This window comes from Paenibacillus segetis, assembly GCF_014639155.1.
Classification (GTDB): domain Bacteria; phylum Bacillota; class Bacilli; order Paenibacillales; family Paenibacillaceae; genus Fontibacillus; species Fontibacillus segetis.
This window is the reverse complement of record NZ_BMFT01000002.1, coordinates 568,682-585,988: the sequence shown is the minus strand read 5'-3', so window position 1 is coordinate 585,988 and position 17,307 is coordinate 568,682. Positions and strand designations below refer to the sequence as shown.

The window sequence follows — 17,307 nt, the reverse complement described above, 5'->3', positions numbered from 1 at the left end:
AATCTGCTGCCAATGAATCAAAAACTCAGTATTACTACTACAATTAAGGAGCTACAGTAATATCGATTGCAGCAGCACCAGCTGGAATAGTAATTGTAAATGTTTTTACAACTGGTATTTCAGTTCCTTTTGTAATAGTTGCTTCCAAAGTAACTGTTTGTGAAGAAGCAGTTCTAGCTGGAGTAACAAATGTAGTTGCAGTGTGTGCAAGTGCATTTGCTTTCCAAGTGATTACAGATCCGTTAGCACCAGTTGCAGGAGTTGAAACTGTAATATTAGCAGTGATTGCTGCAGCTGGATCAACTGTAGTAACAGCAGTTACTAAGCTTGTTACGTCTGCTGCTAATGCTTCAGTATCAGAAGGAGCTGCTGTACCAACTGTTACTTTTGCAGCTGCACTTGCAGGGATAGCTGGAGCGCCAGTAGCAGGGTTAGCTGCAATCGCTGCAATACGAACATTATAAGTTCCAGCAGCTAGACCACTAATTTCAGTACCTGCAGGAACTGCTGTATAAGCAGATACAGGTGCACTTTCTAGTTTAATTTCATAATTTTTTGTAGCATCTAGACCTGTGATCTTACCAGAATTTGCACCCGTGAAACCAGTGTTAACACCTGTTAGACCCGCTGGAGCTGCGGTTCCAGTTACTACTGCAGTAGGTACAGAGAAGTCAGCCAGTTCATTGTCAGCAACGTCTGTAATGAATTTGCTGTTCTTGATTGATACAGTATAGTAAGTATCAATTTCTCTGCTAGAGCTATCTAGTAATTCAATTGTAAATGTACTAGTTGTAGCACCTGCAGTGAATCCAGTAACAGTATAGTCAACTTCTGCTTTCAATTTCTTTTGGTCAAAGTTACGTGTGATTTCCAATTCAGCTGCTACAACTTCGTTACTTGTAGCTTTTACTGGTTCGGACAAGTTAACAACAACATTATTGCCACTAACTAGCAAATTATCATTTGCTGTTAAAACAACTGATGGTTTAACTTCATCTTTAACATTTGCTGAAGTCACATTAAACGAACCTGCGCCAGCTGGACCACCAGCAGTTGTTGTCAAGTACGCTAAGTTTACAGCAAAGTTAAGGTCACCACCATTAGTTTGAAGATCATTAGCAAATCCAATAGTTACAACAGATGTTGAATCTACATCAACACTTGTAATAGGGTTAGATGTGTTGGAAACAAATGCATAAGATCCAGCAGCAATGATACCCGCATTGAATTTAACTTTAACAGTTTTTCTATCAACTAACTTAACATTTTCTGCCAATCCAGTGACAGTGCTAGTTTTTAGATCAACAAAGTTAGTGTTACTGTTGTCGGCGAACTCTTGCAATACATTACCGTTAGTATCTTTAAGATTTAACAATCTAAGCTCTGTAATATAAGTTTTGCCAGCAGCACCTACATTGGAACCCAATACAGTTACTTTATTTCCGATGCTGTCAGCAAATTTAATTGCAACAGATTGACCGTCTTGCAATACAGTGATTTCAGCAATATCGCTAGTAAGTGATTGAACTTTATTGTCGATCACAACAAGGTAGTTAGAGTAACTAGCTAAAGATTCAACATCCATCTTTTTGTCAAAAGTCACAACTACGCGTTTGTCTACAGTGTTAACCACTTTGCTGTCGATTTTAGGAGCTGTTTTGTCAGCTAGACTTACTTTACCTGTGTAATCTAGAATTGTGTTTTGTAATTTAGTGTTATCTTTCAAGTTTTGAATAGTAAGTGTATTGTCACCACTTACAGACAACTTCGTGTAAAGATTAACTAGTACAGTTCTATGTTCTAGATCAGCTGGATCAAGCTTTGCATCTTTTACAGCAATCGCTTTACCGTCTTTATCTTTAACAATGTAGTTAGCAACTACTCCAGCACTAGCAGCGTTAATCTCTTTAGACAATACGATTTTGATTTGAGTTGCACTTTCAGCAGTTACTTTCTTAACTACTGGACGAGTTTGGTCGATTTCTGGTGTAACTACTACAGAAGTGTCTTTAGCAATTTCGTTACCAGAATAATCTTTAACACCTTCAACGAAGATTGAAACCGCACCAGTTGGCAATGATCTAGCAGGGCCAAATGTGAATTTCACTTTATTGTCAGCTAATTGTTTTTTGCTTACAGCTTTGATTTTATCAGTGCTGGATTTCCAGTACACGTTATCAACTTTTACTGTGTCATAATCTACATCTTCTGAGAAAGTAAGTGTTACACTTTCCAATGTAGCAGATGCTTCAGTAATTGTTGGAGCGTCTTTGTCTTCAACTACAGTAATGTCAGTTGTAGAAGCAAGAGACACGAAGCCTGCAAAATCTTTCACACCACTTACATTGATTTTATGTTCGCCAACTGCAAGAGCTGATGTATTGAACGGAGTCAATATAACTGTTCTATTATTAGCACTTACTGATACTTTACCGAAGAATTCTTTTCCATCAATTTTAAAATTGCTTTGAGCTACGCCATTTACTGGTTCGCTGAATACAACTTTAACAGATTTTGTACCCAAAGATTTCACACTCGAAACTTCTGGAAGAACATTATCAACCGTTGTGAACTCAAGGTTCTTAACACTAACAGTTTTATCTCCAGCTTTGATGTTAGAAACGCTAACAGCTTCAACCTTGTTGTTTGAAAGAACACTTCCTTCTGCCAATAAGATTGTTGCTGTAAGTTTATCTTCACTCAAAGATACAGAATCAATCAATTTACCAGATCTGAGGGAGTAGTTAGCTACTTCTTCAGCAGACTCTTGATCAACTTCACCATCAAATGTAACTACTACTTCTTTCAAGTTGGAAGCAGCAGCTTTCTCAACTTTAGTTGCAGTTGTTACTACCCAAGTAACTGTGTACTTAAGTTCGCGACCGTCTGCAGCTTTGTAAGTAAGTTCTGTTGCTTTGTTAGCTTCAAGAGCTTTCTCAAGAACTACGTCAACAACTTCGCCAGTGGACAAAGTCAATTTAACGTGAGTTGCATCAGAAGCTTCAGCTTTAACTACTTTGAAGTTGTTGAACTCATAAACAGCGTGTGCTGCTACGATCACTTGTGAACGAGTAGCGTTAGCTTGATAGTTCAATCCAGCATCTAGGTAACCAGCTTTGATAGCTGCTTCTACATAACCTTTAGCCCATTCAGTAGCTGTGTTGTTAGTATCTGCTGGAACTTCAAGTTTCAATGCAGAAACCAATACTTTAGCCAATTCTTGAACTGTTACGTTACCAGTTGGATCGAACAATTTTTTCTCAAGGTTTTTACCTTCAAGGATACCAGCTTGAGTTGCTGCTTCGATGTAAGGAGCTGCCCAGTGAGAAGCTGTGTAATTCTTGTCTTTGTAAGTTGCTACGCCAGTGATTGGTTCCAAATTGATCGATTTAACGATGATTTTTGCCAATTCAGCGCGAGTGATGAATTTGTCAAGACCAGCAGTACCATCTGGATAACCAGTAACGATACCAGCGTCTTTCAATACGTCAAATTGTTGTTGAGGCGTCAGCTTAGCTGTATCAGCCCCGAATGCTACAGATGCAAACATTGAGAATGCCATTGCTGTAGACAAAGCTACGGATAAAATTTTCTTCATAACCTTTTTTTCTCCTCCTTGAATAACTTTCATATGAGAGTTTTCTTTAAATGAATAGCTCGTGTTACTCATTAGCCATTGCACCCCCTTTCTAGAGCTTGAGCGATTTCCTATAAATTAGGTCTGCGACAATGCCGCAGAAACTTGTAAACGAATTTAATGATAGGAATGTAGAAATAGAGTAGTTTCCTAATCCTACCTAAACATTATACAATGGGTCCTAAGCTCCGTAAAGCTAATTTTTCTAATAGATAGACAAGTTTCCCCTTTAGGGATAAGTTGGAATGCCTATCTGAACCCTCATTGTCATGTGTTCTACATCTTAAACGCAGCAGAATTCAAAAAGTTGCGGCATTTCGAAAATAAATTGCGAGATTGTAACTATTTCTAAGGTTCCCCTCAATTACAACTTATTTACTCGCCTACCTTCTGACGGAAATTAGTATAACACTCCTGAATATGTCAGTCATTAATCATATTTTACCAATTCAATACCCTTAACTTATGTAAGTTAAACACAAATAAGACGTCCACATGGACGCCTTATTTAACAATTCTCTAAAAATCTTATCTTACCTTCATAGCTAGTTGGATAATACGGGCACGCATCTTCGGATCTGTGTCCAATTTTGCATACATATCTTCAATAGCTTGTTTATTATCTTTGTAAGTCTTCTCATGTTTCATTGTTACATGTGACCATTCAACCAATTCGTTCTCGGCCACACGTAGTTCGTTAAATGCATCATGGAAACCTGATTCTACTACAAGACCTTCCATAATCTCTTGAGTCACTTCCTGAAGTTTAGCCATTTCTTCAATTTTCTTCTCTAAAGCCCTAGATCTATCCTCAAATTTATTCTTTGCCTTCATATAACCTAATTGTGCCTTTGATAAGATCGGTTTCATTGCTAATACTCACCCTTTTGCGAAAATGTCTCTTACTATTTATTATTGTACCGTAATCTCCAGCAAATTACAAAACTATGTAGCTGGAAAAAGAGAACCCTTCCCGCAAAACGCTTGCGGACAAGGGTTCTCTAAATTAATCAACTAAAATTTTTAGGGAAGATGTTTGTACTCTTCTTCAATAGCTCTACTGCGATCTTACCGGCTTCTGCTCGAGTCATATCACTTTGTGGATTGAAATTAAATGAGGCTTTTTTCGCTCCCGGCAAAGTAACTGGACTTCCAGACATAATCTTGGCTTTCGTTACTGCTTCAACAGCCGGAAGCGCATAGTAGTCAATTTTTCCTGAATCTAAGAAAGATTTGGCCACGCTGGATTTCAGCTTCGCGTCGTTCAAGGAAAGCTTCAGTTTAAGAGCACGTGCAATCATAACCGCAGCATCCTGTCTCGAAATCGTTGTATTAGGTGAGAAGAATCCTTCAGTTCGACCTGTTATAATACCTGCTCTTGCTGCCGTCTCCAAATGTTCATAATCCCATGTCGCTGTCTTTGCACCGAAAGGAACATCAAAGAACGTCTGCTTCTTATCTTCTGGAATGAGCGGTAAGCTCAAACCTTTCACTAGTAATGTAGCAAATTCTCCTCGAGTAGTCAGATCATCCGCTCCAAAAGCATCTGAACGTAAGTATTCCATAATTCCCTTAGAATACAAAGCGTTCAGAATATTACGAGCCCATGGGTGATTCGTAATATCAGAGAAGCTACGATTCAATTTGTAGACTGCATAGTAACCAAATTCATCAAAAGGAATAGTAACGGTGTGAGCCTTCGTGTTCACTTCCCCAGGCACACGGGTCCATCTACCTTTACCACCGACCTCAGTATATTTAAACACTGTCACTAGAGATCCTGCTTCATCTACAACATTGCTGTTATAAGTTAATTTCAGGCTCCCTCGTTGTGAAGGAACAATCTCACGTTCCGCCTCAAACTTGGTAAAGAATCCCTCAGTTGAATACGGAGCCAGACCATTTGTCGCTGGCTTATAACCCGTTGTGACACCTTTATCTCCAAGTTCCCCAACTCCACCGCTGATCCAGTAAATATTGGATACACGTGTAAAGTTGAATGTATCTGCTGTTGTAGTGAAATTACTCTTAAGAGAATCTAACAGATTATTGTTACCGCTGATTTCAGTATTATTATTAAAGTAAATACCGTAATCGTTACGACGTTCCACTACTCCATCATTAGGATCTGCAATACCAAACAATAATTTTGTATCCGGATAATATTTAGTAACACTATTGGAATTCATACTTGCGGATTGCATAATCGTTCCTTTAGGGAACGATAATTCAAGTTGTTTATTAAATACTGAATACTTATTAGTTACCTTTTCCGCCATGAATTGGGTATCTATCCCCACTTGACTGGTGTAATACACTTCAATGGTGTCATTAATTGTATCTTTACCACGTACAATTTGAATTTTAATTTTGTTCAATTTATCAGGCTTCAATCCCACATAGTCGTAGGTGAAACGGTTCTTCTTATCAGGTTCTGTGCGAGGGGTTGCCTCATCTTTACCAATAATAACCTTAGTTGCTCCTTCAGCTTCAATGTCAAAGCGAACGAAGTTCTTATTAACTACATACTGATCCCCTACAGTCGGTTGCGGTGCAAGCAATCGATATGGTGCAACTTCCCGTGTAATTTCCATTCGTTGATTTGTACGTGCACCTGTCTCATTAATCAGCTCTAAATTATAGACATGTGTGCCTGTCGTATCCTTCGCAAATTGGAAGTTCCCCAGGTATTTCACGTTCCCATTAGCGTCAATCTCTTCATTATTTCTAATTCGAAGTAAAAAGTCATTACTATTACCAACTACCTCATAATAATATTCCTTCGTGGTTTCTGGGTAAAAACCATTCACAGCAGTGAACTTATCTGCAATTCCCGGAATATCAATTGAAAATATCTTCTCAGAACCAAAATAAAGGTTGACCTTACTTGTACCACTACCACGGATGATTACATCATAGCTTTGTTCACTTGTCGTATATTTTCCGTCTTTCAGTGTAAATTCTGTTGGAATCTCTATTATTTTGCGTATAGCTTCATCAACAGCTTCTCTGAATGCGTTATTTGCAGGCAACATAAAATCATCCTGCGCCGGGAACGGCGGTCTCTGTTGACCTGCTACACCGGCTTGTGGAACCTTACCTGGGTGAAATTGTGTAATATCCGCCACATTTTCATCGACAATATAAATCCGTAAACTTTTAACAATTGGTACATAATTCCCTGCTGCATCTTTGTATCGTCCTCTAAATTCAATCGTGTTCGCCCCTGCCACGAGCGGTCCTTCTTTTGAAATATTCAGGGACAAACTAAATTTAGGAAATTTAGGATCTGTAGTAGTATCAATTAACTTAGTGTCACTACCATATTTTGTAGGGTCAGTCTCTTTCTCGATGTTTATCCCGTTAACTGAATACTCTGCATTAAGGTCTTTAATCTTATCAGGGGTACTTACATCAAACCCAAAATATTCACCCGAAACAACAAGTTGTGTGATGCTCGTGCCGCCATCAAGTTTCGAGTTATATTTATAGGTCTGTCCATCAACCAAATTATCCACCAGAATACCACTGATTGACGAATAGGAAATCGTCGCATCATAGGTAGAAGACTTCGATGGATATTCGAATCTTACTTTTTGCACTCCATTGGCAAAGCCAGTGATTTTATAAATGTAGGTATTAGTTATATTAACACCATCTTTATCTAGAGCTTGTATTCCCGTTGTTGAAATTGACAATTCCTTAGTTCCTAACGGCAGGTATTTAGCCTTCAATGCATCTGCAGTCGTTATCCCACCATCTGTCTCCACCATGATATAAAAGTCGCTACTGTTAACAGCTGCGTTATTCAAAGGAAGCTTACTGGTAGCACCTACTTTACCATTATCACCACTTACATAATCAGGCAAATAATAAATATTCTTAATGGATGTCAGATTAGACAATTTATAAACTGGGGTATAGGAAGACTCGAAGCCCCATGTTGTTACAGGAACAGGATCTGCTGAAACCTTACTTCCATAGTTCACTGTAATCTTCGGACTTTGTGTAGCTTTTACCGATCCGTCTGACTCATGTTGAAAAGGGACACCCTTAATTTGAAAAGTTACGAGCCGGTAAGCTGGCCCAGTCGAATCTTCAATGATAACATCCTCAGTCGAACCTGTAGTTGGTACTATAAATTCTCCCTTGTCATTATAGAGATTCGCTGAAAGCATTACAATGGAAGCAGGGTTTACTGGGTTAGTATCTATACTTACTTTGTAATCCTGTGCGAATTCCTTTGTTCCCGCAGAGAAAGGAATCATCATCTGCACAATTACATCATTATCACTACTACCGTTCTTCAAGGTAGGGATACTCGTCAATAAATCATACGGCTTCGAGCTATTATTGTTATCCAGGACATGTATATCAATAAAAGGTTTCTCGTCAGTGAAGTAATATACCTCACGAGTAATTTCCAACGAGTCCGATCCATTGGTCAACTTGATTGCCAACTTATTCAGACCTGGGGACAATTTAATAGAAGGCGTAAACAATTCATTATTAAATACATCCGTTGACAACTCTTTGCCATCAATCGTAACAGTCACTTTGGACGTATTATAGACTTTACCCGTCAACGAAATCTGTGGACTTTTAACTACTACACGAGTTCCTTCGTTCAAACTAATATCAGATAGAAATCCGCTACCTGTAATAGCAATCCCTGTGTAATACGGAACTTTATCATATAATACATAGAAAGTTTCTGAACCTTCTACAAGTCCAAATGACCCTTTAAGGGTAATTCGGTTCAATCCAGGAAACAGAGTCAAATTAGGAGCATTAAATAAATTGGAATTGCTGTTATCAGGCAACACGGCCCCCGGAGCACTATGGACACGGTCGACAACCCATGTGCCCTTACCGTTGCTACCACCATTGTTATCCCATGACAATAAATCAACCTGTGCACTCAAGGTATCACTAGATACTTTGGAATAAGAACCCGTAATAGCTATTGTAGGACTATAGGTAACTTTAACCTTCTGTCTTAGGTCAGTGCCGTTACCTATAGCGCCAAGCTCAAGGTTAGCTGTCTTTAGAATATCTCTGTCATCGGGAGCGAAATAAGTAGTTGCTTTCAAGTCTGCTGCATAAGCCTCTGAACCTCCCACTCCCATGGCAGGAATCAATGAAATAAGTAAAGATAGCAAACTCAGCCATACGAGCGGTTTCTTAAAACGCTGCATGTATAAATCTCTCCTTTGTTAGTTAATTTAGTTTATTCCTGCTATTCGTTGCAGAAAATCGCCTCTAAGCGCACTTAATTTATTTATCGGCAATCAAGTTACTATATGTTAGGGAAAACGATAAACCCGATTGATACATATCCTACATTTAAAGATTCAATTTCCATTTTATTACTATAAGTATAACTTGGATAAGCGTGTAGCTGTAGAAAGTACACTTAATTTTCGATGGAACATGAATTTTTCCAAAATAGTTGTATTATCTACACTTACTTTCGCCAGAAAAGAGTTTTTCTTCATCGTTTATAAGATTTAGATGTACTTTATACAACTAAAGGCAGTGAATCTACTCAGAGGTCAAATTTAAGTGTAGAAAGTACATTTAATAAAATGTTCCTAACGCAAAAAAAACAACCCCCCGCTACGCCGAAGCGCAAAGCGGAGGGTTGTCCTTATTACCATCATATATATAATTGCTATTGCTGAATTTTAGAATTCATTATTTCGAGCCGCGTTCCGTGCCGGCTTTCATGCGTAATCTGGCGATGAAATCGAGAACTGGACGCTTGGTTTTGCTGATAAGGCCGATGACTTCTGCACCAATTTGCAGGAAGAACACCATAACAAAAATAACGACGAACGTAACCCAGTTAGCATTATACATAGCAGCAGACGACTGAATGATCGCTAGTACACCAAAGAATGCAGCGATAGCGTAGATAATCAATACAGTCTGACGGTGAGAGAAGCCCAGCTCACGCAAGCAATGGTGCAAATGACCTTTGTCTGGCGAGAAAATAGGTTTCTTCTGTCTCCAGCGACGTACAATGGCAAACAAGGTATCTGATAACGGAACACCGATCAGAATGAGTGGTGTTAGGAACGAAACGATCGCAACTTGTTTGAAACCTAGGAGCGAGAGCAAGGCGAGACTGAACCCGAGAAAGAGTGCCCCGGAATCACCCATGAATATTTTGGCCGGATGAAAATTAAAGAACAAGAAGCCAATAATGCTACCCAATAGCAATAAGCATAGAAGTGCAACGACGACGTTACCCATCAGGAACGCCATAACCGCAATCGTAGCGATGGCAATCGCTGACACACCTGCCGCTAGACCATCGAGTCCATCGATCAGGTTAATTGCATTCGTTACCCCAACAATCCAGATAATGGTGAATGGGATAGCTATCCAGCTCTCCACGGATGAATAGGAACTAAAAGGTATATTTGCAAACTCCAATTGAATGTTAAATCCAAATACTACTACACACGCTGTAACGATCTGATATACGAATTTTAATTTGGCTGGTAGGTCAAAACGATCGTCAAGAGCTCCCAGCAGTAACGTCATGGTGCCGCCGACGAGAAAGGCTTTGACGAAATTCACTTCACGAACAGAGAAGGTCTCGGGAATGAACGGTAGGAGTACAAAAAATGCGATAACAAAAGATAGATAAATACCCAACCCACCGAGTCTTGGCATAATACGCGTATGAACCTTGCGCGCATTAGGCACGTCAACAGCGCCGACCTTGATAGCAAACTTCTTCACGAGTGGCGTCAGCCCTACTGCCAAACCCATTGCCACAATAAACCCAATGGTGTAGATAATCCACATGTATATTTCAACCCCCAATTATTCTTGCCGGAATGAATTATACTCCCTTTAATAAGAAACACCAACCCCGCATTTAAGCAATATTACGCTGTTTTATGCGAAAATTCAATCATTTAGCCCATTTTAGTAATGTTTTCTCGTTCGCGCAACACCCAGAGTACAAATTTCGGTAGGGCAAGCATTCTTCTAAATCGAGTAGGTTCCTTCAAAAGTCGGTACAACCACTCTATTCTTAGCTTACGAAAGAACATAGGCGCTCGTTTCGTCTTTCCAGAAATTACATCGAAGCTGCCACCAACACCCATGATAATTGGAACTGATAACGCGGCTTTGTGTTTAGCAATCCACGGTTCCTGCGTATCCGCACCTCGTGCTACAAAGAGAAGGTCAGGCGATGCCTGTACAATTGCATCAATTACTTCTTGATCCTGGTCGGGGCCAAAATATCCGTCACGGAAACCAACAATTTCAGTGTCCGGATATTGTAATGTCAACCGCCGAGCTGCTTCTTGAATAACTTCTGGGGCGGATCCCAGCAAGTAAACTTTCCAGCGGCGGCGTTCTCCTTGCTTCATTAACTCATGAAGCAGATCGAACCCCGGCACCCGTTCAGTTAACGGATCACCGCCTATTTTGGCGGCCCAGACCACGCCGGTCCCGTCCGGTACGATCAAATCGGCTTGCTGCATCATCTTCTTGTAAGCCGGATCTTCCTTCGCCGCCATCACCATGATCGGATTTGCCGTAATGATCTGATGTGGTCGTCCCGAAGATACAATCTCGGTCAGATAGGAGACCGTATCCTGCATGCCAAACTTACAAAACGGGATACCAAACACGGATACAGTAGGTACGCCTTCCACTGGTTTTGCATTCACTTTGTTCACGTCGCTCATCCTTTGCTCCGTAAATATTCAATGATACTCCGCGCCGGAATTCGTGACTCTGCCTTCAGCTCCGCAATTTGCGTCGCATGAGCCGCACGCCACGCTTCCCCCTCTACTAAGAGGTGTTCACCTTGTTGAACTATATTCTGAGGATCAACCTCTTGGCTTGTCCCAACCGGTATGCTCCCGATTCGACCCAGAAAATGATCGATCTTCGGATCATAAGATATACCCAACATAGGTACATTTTGCGAGGCTGCATAGATCAAACTGTGAAGTCTCATCCCAATGAGCAGGCTACAACGACTAACTTCACGCAGCATGTCTTGGGGATGCTCCATTTCGGATGCAATGCTGACTCTGCTTCCATTTCCCTTCACATCTCCGATTAACTTCATCATATAACGTGAAGCCTCATCATCTCCTGGAAAATAGAACGGCAAGAACCGGATGTGGACTGGGGTGCGCAGGCTGAGTAATCTCAGCCCTTCAGCCAGTTCAATTAATTCTGTACGTTCCGGATTCCAGTGACGTACGGAAACTCCAATCATCGGAAGTCCTCCAGCAGAGAGTTCTTGTCTCAATGAATCTTCAGAACTCTTAGGAAGTTCTAAGCCCATTACAGGATCGGGAACTACTTGAATGTTATCACTTTGAATTCCCATGCTATGAAGTAATTCCGCAGATTCCACATCACGCACTGAAATATATTTACAACGCCGGAACACCGAAGCAATCATCCTGTGGTACAGCTGTCGATTGACCGGACCAATGCCTTGAGCGTATATAAAAGTAGGCTTTCTCATCCATTGAGCCAACTTGATGACACCCAGATAATAAGGAATCGATTTTGCACCCGTCGCGTCCTGCAAGAGACTTCCGCCTCCGCTGATCAGACCGTCGCTGTTCTTAATAGCGTTCCTAACCTCACCGAGTTTCATCCGGTGGACTGATCTCACACCATATGTCCGAGTAGTCCACTCAGGATCTATGGATAGGACGACTGGTTCTATTTTCACCCCGGTAGCTCGTCCTTCCTCCTCTAATGAAGTCAGAATGGATTTCAATACCGCTTCATCCCCGCTATTCCGAAATCCGTAATAACCGGATATTACTATCGTTTGAGTAGACGCGGTGACCATTTATCCCAGCACCTTTCAATGATATACCACACCAAGGTAAGCACTAATCCGAAAATCATGCCCAGACCCAAACCAAGCACACCACGAATCAAGGAAATGACTGCTGGCGTATGGATATGTGCAAATGTATCAACCATGGACAACTGACCAATTACCGCGATAATCATTACATAAATGGCAGGGCGGTAGCGGAAAGCAGCGAATATACCCACAAAGAACAAAGGATGAGCAAACAAAAATTCTTTGTTCCGTGGACGTACACCAAATGTATTCTCTAAGAAAGAACGCAGCGTTGCTTCGCCAGGAAGTAGGCTTCCCCCGTTACCTGTACGGGATAGATAAAATAATCCAGCCACACCTACGACTGCAATAACAACAACCCATAATAATGTAATGTGCATCTGCAACCATCTTTGAATTTCCTGCCAGACCGACTTCCCAAGGTAAAGGAATACGTATACAGCAGTAAGCAGGATCGGCACAAAGTGAAGCAGGCTGACACCTCGGAACTGATTAAGAACCAAGCTGTACGTAATATTGTTAAGTAATGCGATAACAAACGGAACTGCTGCAAGCGATATGATCGATGTCTTCAGATATAGAACGACAGTGTGAGCCAATCTACGTCCTGCTGACATATCTGGTATGGTCTCATTTACTTCCCTGATCTTCCGGATGGCCAATACCATAGCAATCGTTGGTGCACTAGTAGCAACCAGCAACGCTAAGGCTTGTTCAAGCAAGGTTGGTTTCAATACGTACAAACCTGCTGAGCCAACTAGACCCACAGCAAAAGAAATCAAAGTAAGCGGCGGTATAAATAATGAAACCAGCAGGGCGATAAACGCTACGCCACCCAAGACAACAAGGGCCTTCAGGTACTTCTGCCATGAAGAATCTACCACTTTAAATGCCTCTGCTTGTCCTAGCTCAAAGCCGTTATCCTGAATGGACGAAATGGCATTGCCCGGTTCAACCAGTGAGCCAATCAAATTATCAATCGGATTCGTGATTGTTGCCTTAGCTACATCCTTATTAGGGGAGGCATTTAAGTAAATCATGCGAATATTCCGATCCTTCGTAGCTAATACAAACTTATCAGCTAATTTCAACTTGTCCATGTTAGCGTCGGTATCGGGCAAGGAGAAGAGCCGAACCATATTGTAGTCTGTTAAATAGGCTAATTTGTTGAGCCCTTTTTGAGGGGCCTTCAAATTCTCTATAGTAACAAGCCCAATATCATGTTTCTTGAGCAAGTCAGCGAAACCTTGGAGGCTATTCATCGACTCATTATCTCTATAGCCCTTTACTGCATCTCCATCAAAAAGAATACGCTCTACACCGTTCTCCTTATAATAAGCCAGAAGCTCGTCTAGATCTGCCTGATTATAAGGAATATTGTCAGTCATACGGGGGAGGATGTTAAATCCTTTATCTCGTAGTTTGGCAATAGCTATCGGATCTGGCTGCATAGGTTTGAGGATGGCTTCATCATAACCTATTCCAAGGACTAATCCTGCTTGATTTCCATACGTCCAAGGGCTGACAGATACATTCAAGTCCTTGAAGGTCTTCTCGATAATCGGGCGAAGTTGCTGCTCATTATCCGAGCTTGTAAAAGCTATATACGTCTGGTTTGCGTTATCTGAAACAACAGACTGTTGCATTTTTGCTACATCTAGAGTATTGAACATCATAATCCGTCTAGCTTTGGACATTTCGTCAAGCGTGCTTTCAAACACCGCCATTGTGCCAACGCCGGCCTCTTTCAAACGGTCCAACTGTTCGTCCATAAACGCCGCGGGATTCCCATTATACGACGATATGTCCAGCAAACCGCGATAGTTGAAAACAAACTCAACTTTCTTCGCAGACGATTCCGTCTGAACCCGTTGATATATCACAGGCAAAGAAGCAACAATTCCGACTACTACCAACAACCATAACCATTTGCGGGAAGCGTTATTCCACCGCTGCCAACTCCGAATCACAAATGTACCTCCTCAATATAATTCCAATATAATTACTTTAAAATATGACAACACCATAGGTAAGCCCAGCCATACCATACATCTTGGCCTGGCTGGGCTTGCTAGTACTAGGCGTCTACACGTCCCAGCACTTCCTCCTGAAGTCCGGCAAGCCGGGCCTTAGCATCCTCATTCGAGGTGCCGCGCACAGCAAAATAGAATTTAATCTTTGGTTCTGTACCTGAAGGACGAAGCGTAAACCATGAACCGTCTTCAAGTAAGAATTTCAGCACATTCTCTTTTGGCAAACCATCTAATCCTAATGAGTAATCAAGTACATCCGTTACTTGAATCCCAGCAACTTCCTGTGGTGGATTGTTACGGAAATCAGTCATTAAGGCAACGATTTGAGCAAGACCGTCTTTCCCTTTCAAGGTGCGAGAGCTCAACGCTTCACGGTAGTAGCCAAAAGTAGCATATAGCTCTTCCAGTACATCGATTAACGTCTTGCCTTGGCGTTTATAGAATGCAGCAGCCTCACAAATGAGCGTGGACGCTACAATAGCATCCTTATCACGTGCGTAATTACCCGCTAGATAACCATAGCTTTCCTCATAACCGAACAAATAAGTATATTCACCGGAATTCTGGAACTCATTCATTTTCTCGCCGATATATTTAAAACCAGTCAAAGTGTTAAATACAGTCGCACCATAATGACGAGCGATCGTTGCGCCCAGTTCACTAGTAACAATCGTCTTCACTACTGCTCCATTCGCTGGCAGCTTACCTTGTTCTTTCAACTGGCTCAATACATAATGAACGAGAATAGCACCGGATTGGTTACCAGTCAAAATTTCATATTCTCCATCTGCATTTTTAACTACGGCACCCATACGGTCCGCATCTGGATCCGTACCGATTAGAATGTCAGCTCCAACCTTTTTCCCTAGCTCAATCGCTAACGTAAACGCTTCGCGTTCCTCAGGGTTTGGAGACTTCACCGTCGAGAAGTTCGCATCGGGCAATTCTTGCTCCTTCACAATATGCACTTGGGTGAATCCGAGTTTGTCTAATGCACGGCGTACAGGGACATTACCTGTTCCGTGTAGCGGTGTAAACACAACAACAACATCCTGTGCTGCTCCAGCAGCCATCAACTCACGGTTAACGCTAGTTGCTGCAACTGTCTCTGCAAAATCCTCATCCTCAGCTTCTCCAAGCCATTGGATCAGACCTTGTGTTTCTGCTTCTTCTTTAGTCAAGCGTTTCACTTGGGAGAACGATACTAATTCTTGAATGTTCGAAATTACATTCTCAGCTTCATGCGGTACGAGTTGGCCACCTGAAGCGTTGTACACTTTATATCCATTGTACTCCGGTGGGTTGTGACTCGCTGTCACAACGATTCCCCCCGTAGCTTCTAGTTTGCGAACGGAGAACGACAGCTGAGGTGTTGGACGAAGGGATGGGAACAACTTAGCAACAATCCCGTTACCAGCCAATACTAGTGCAGCTTCTAGTGCAAACTCAGGTGAGAAATGGCGGCAGTCATGCGCAATAACAACGGAAGGACGTCCTTCTTTATCACCATGCGCCTCGAGAATATACTTTGCAAACCCTTGAGTTGCCAGCCCAACTGTATATCGATTCATCCGGTTACTTCCGGCACCAATTACACCACGAAGTCCCCCAGTTCCAAATTCCAAATCACGATAGAAACGATCTTCTAGTTCAGCCGGATCATTATCCAGTGCACGAAGTTCTTGCTTCGTGTTCTCATCAATGGAAGGGTCTTGCAACCAGCTCTCCACTTTTTCTCTAATGGTTGGATTAATTTCTGACATGGTTTGTTTCTCCTCCTATATATTATTGACTAGTAATACTAATGGATATGTTGTAGTTGCATAAACTACACTTAATTTCTCGAAAACTCTTACTTTACACAGTTTAATTGTACAAACTACATCTAAACAAGTTAGATTTGGTGTTTCAAGAGTCTAACTTCTGCATTAACTGTATATTGTACAACTATTTCCATAGCAAAAGAGTTTCACTCTATTTTAACTGTAGTTTATACAACTATTTGGCTGACATGTATTGGGCCCCTTGTGGACAAGGAGCGAGGTGATCGGGCGTCTAAATATAGCCAGAACTTTATTGACACGCTAGAGCACCTCATGCACCTTAAGACAAAGCAAACATAATCTCGCCTTCAGCGACAACCTTGTCTTCAACTTTAGCAACCGCCCGTCCTTTGCCGAAGGTTCCCTTAAGACGGATGATTTCCACTTCAAGACGTAACACATCTCCAGGAACAACCTGCCCACGGAAACGGAAACCATCTAAGCTGGCAAGAAATCCGATCTTACCACGATTGCTTTCCACACATAAAATAGCGACGGCTCCAACTTGAGCAAGTGCCTCGGTAATCAGAACGCCAGGCATTACTGGGTATCCAGGAAAATGACCCGCAAAAAACGGTTCGTTAACTGTCACATTCTTAATGCCTACTGCTCTTTTGCCTTCCTCGAGCTCAATAATGCGATCCACCAGCAAGAAGGGTGGACGATGGGGAATAATCTCTTGAATTTGTTTTGAATCTAACATATGTACTACCCCTTTCATATTTTATCCACGAACCGCTCGTTCCGTATAAAAAAACTACAGGACGGTCACACTGTAACTATCCTTCGCATCTGCAGAAGCGAAGGTTAAGATAAGGGGCTTATCTGAATGCAGCCAAAGGTCGCGTCCAGATTAAGCCCTTTGAACATTAACTTACGTTTAAACCACATAATAGCCCATCATCATTATACATTTTCCTCGTTTAAAAAGAAAACTCCCGTTGC

At 41.5% G+C, this 17,307-nt stretch carries 9 protein-coding genes; all 9 read right to left on the bottom strand.

Features of this window, described 5'->3' with window-relative positions; translation table 11 throughout:
• Nucleotides 1–43: 43 nt before the first annotated feature.
• Nucleotides 44–3,670 (bottom strand): S-layer homology domain-containing protein, encoded by a 3,627-nt coding sequence (locus IEW05_RS18795; protein ID WP_188541373.1) that lies wholly within the window; start codon nucleotides 3,668–3,670, stop codon nucleotides 44–46.
• Between the two features lie 495 nt (nucleotides 3,671–4,165).
• The gene (locus IEW05_RS18790; protein ID WP_188541372.1) at nucleotides 4,166–4,507 is read right to left on the bottom strand and encodes a hypothetical protein; all 342 of its coding nucleotides are present in this window, start codon (nucleotides 4,505–4,507) and stop codon (nucleotides 4,166–4,168) included.
• 140 nt (nucleotides 4,508–4,647) lie between these two features.
• A complete protein-coding gene (locus tag IEW05_RS18785) occupies nucleotides 4,648–8,835 on the bottom strand; it encodes an S-layer homology domain-containing protein (RefSeq protein ID WP_188541371.1) in 4,188 nt (1,395 codons plus the stop codon).
• A gap of 499 nt (nucleotides 8,836–9,334) precedes the next feature.
• Entirely contained in the window at nucleotides 9,335–10,456 is a 1,122-nt protein-coding gene (locus tag IEW05_RS18780) for a glycosyltransferase family 4 protein (RefSeq protein ID WP_188541370.1), read from the bottom strand.
• Between the two features lie 113 nt (nucleotides 10,457–10,569).
• On the bottom strand, nucleotides 10,570–11,352 hold the full coding sequence (locus IEW05_RS18775) for a WecB/TagA/CpsF family glycosyltransferase (RefSeq protein ID WP_188541369.1): 783 nt from the start codon (nucleotides 11,350–11,352) through the stop codon (nucleotides 10,570–10,572).
• Nucleotides 11,349–12,485, bottom strand: coding sequence for a polysaccharide pyruvyl transferase CsaB (csaB, locus tag IEW05_RS18770; protein ID WP_188541368.1), 1,137 nt, complete (start codon nucleotides 12,483–12,485; stop codon nucleotides 11,349–11,351). Before csaB ends, IEW05_RS18775 begins: the two co-directional genes overlap by 4 nt.
• Nucleotides 12,458–14,476 carry a DUF5693 family protein gene (locus IEW05_RS18765; protein WP_188541367.1) on the bottom strand — a complete coding sequence of 673 codons (2,019 nt, stop codon included), beginning with the start codon at nucleotides 14,474–14,476 and terminating at the stop codon, nucleotides 12,458–12,460. Before IEW05_RS18765 ends, csaB begins: the two co-directional genes overlap by 28 nt.
• Nucleotides 14,477–14,583: 107 nt before the next feature.
• A complete protein-coding gene (locus IEW05_RS18760) occupies nucleotides 14,584–16,302 on the bottom strand; it encodes a phospho-sugar mutase (RefSeq protein ID WP_188541366.1) in 1,719 nt (572 codons plus the stop codon).
• Nucleotides 16,303–16,642: 340 nt separating this feature from the next.
• Entirely contained in the window at nucleotides 16,643–17,065 is a 423-nt protein-coding gene (fabZ, locus tag IEW05_RS18755) for a 3-hydroxyacyl-ACP dehydratase FabZ (protein WP_188541365.1), read from the bottom strand.
• Between the last annotated feature and the right edge of the window lie 242 nt (nucleotides 17,066–17,307).

What these genes read in the sequence shown, in the direction of transcription:
- fabZ (WP_188541365.1), bottom strand. Translation starts at nt 17,065, where the DNA reads ATGTTAGATTCAAAACAAATTCAAGAGATTATTCCCCATCGTCCACCC.
- IEW05_RS18760 (WP_188541366.1), bottom strand. Translation starts at nt 16,302, where the DNA reads ATGTCAGAAATTAATCCAACCATTAGAGAAAAAGTGGAGAGCTGGTTG.
- IEW05_RS18780 (WP_188541370.1), bottom strand. Translation starts at nt 10,456, where the DNA reads ATGTGGATTATCTACACCATTGGGTTTATTGTGGCAATGGGTTTGGCA.
- IEW05_RS18790 (WP_188541372.1), bottom strand. Translation starts at nt 4,507, where the DNA reads ATGAAACCGATCTTATCAAAGGCACAATTAGGTTATATGAAGGCAAAG.
- csaB (WP_188541368.1), bottom strand. Translation starts at nt 12,485, where the DNA reads ATGGTCACCGCGTCTACTCAAACGATAGTAATATCCGGTTATTACGGA.
- IEW05_RS18795 (WP_188541373.1), bottom strand. Translation starts at nt 3,670, where the DNA reads ATGAGTAACACGAGCTATTCATTTAAAGAAAACTCTCATATGAAAGTT.
- IEW05_RS18775 (WP_188541369.1), bottom strand. Translation starts at nt 11,352, where the DNA reads ATGAGCGACGTGAACAAAGTGAATGCAAAACCAGTGGAAGGCGTACCT.
- IEW05_RS18785 (WP_188541371.1), bottom strand. Translation starts at nt 8,835, where the DNA reads ATGCAGCGTTTTAAGAAACCGCTCGTATGGCTGAGTTTGCTATCTTTA.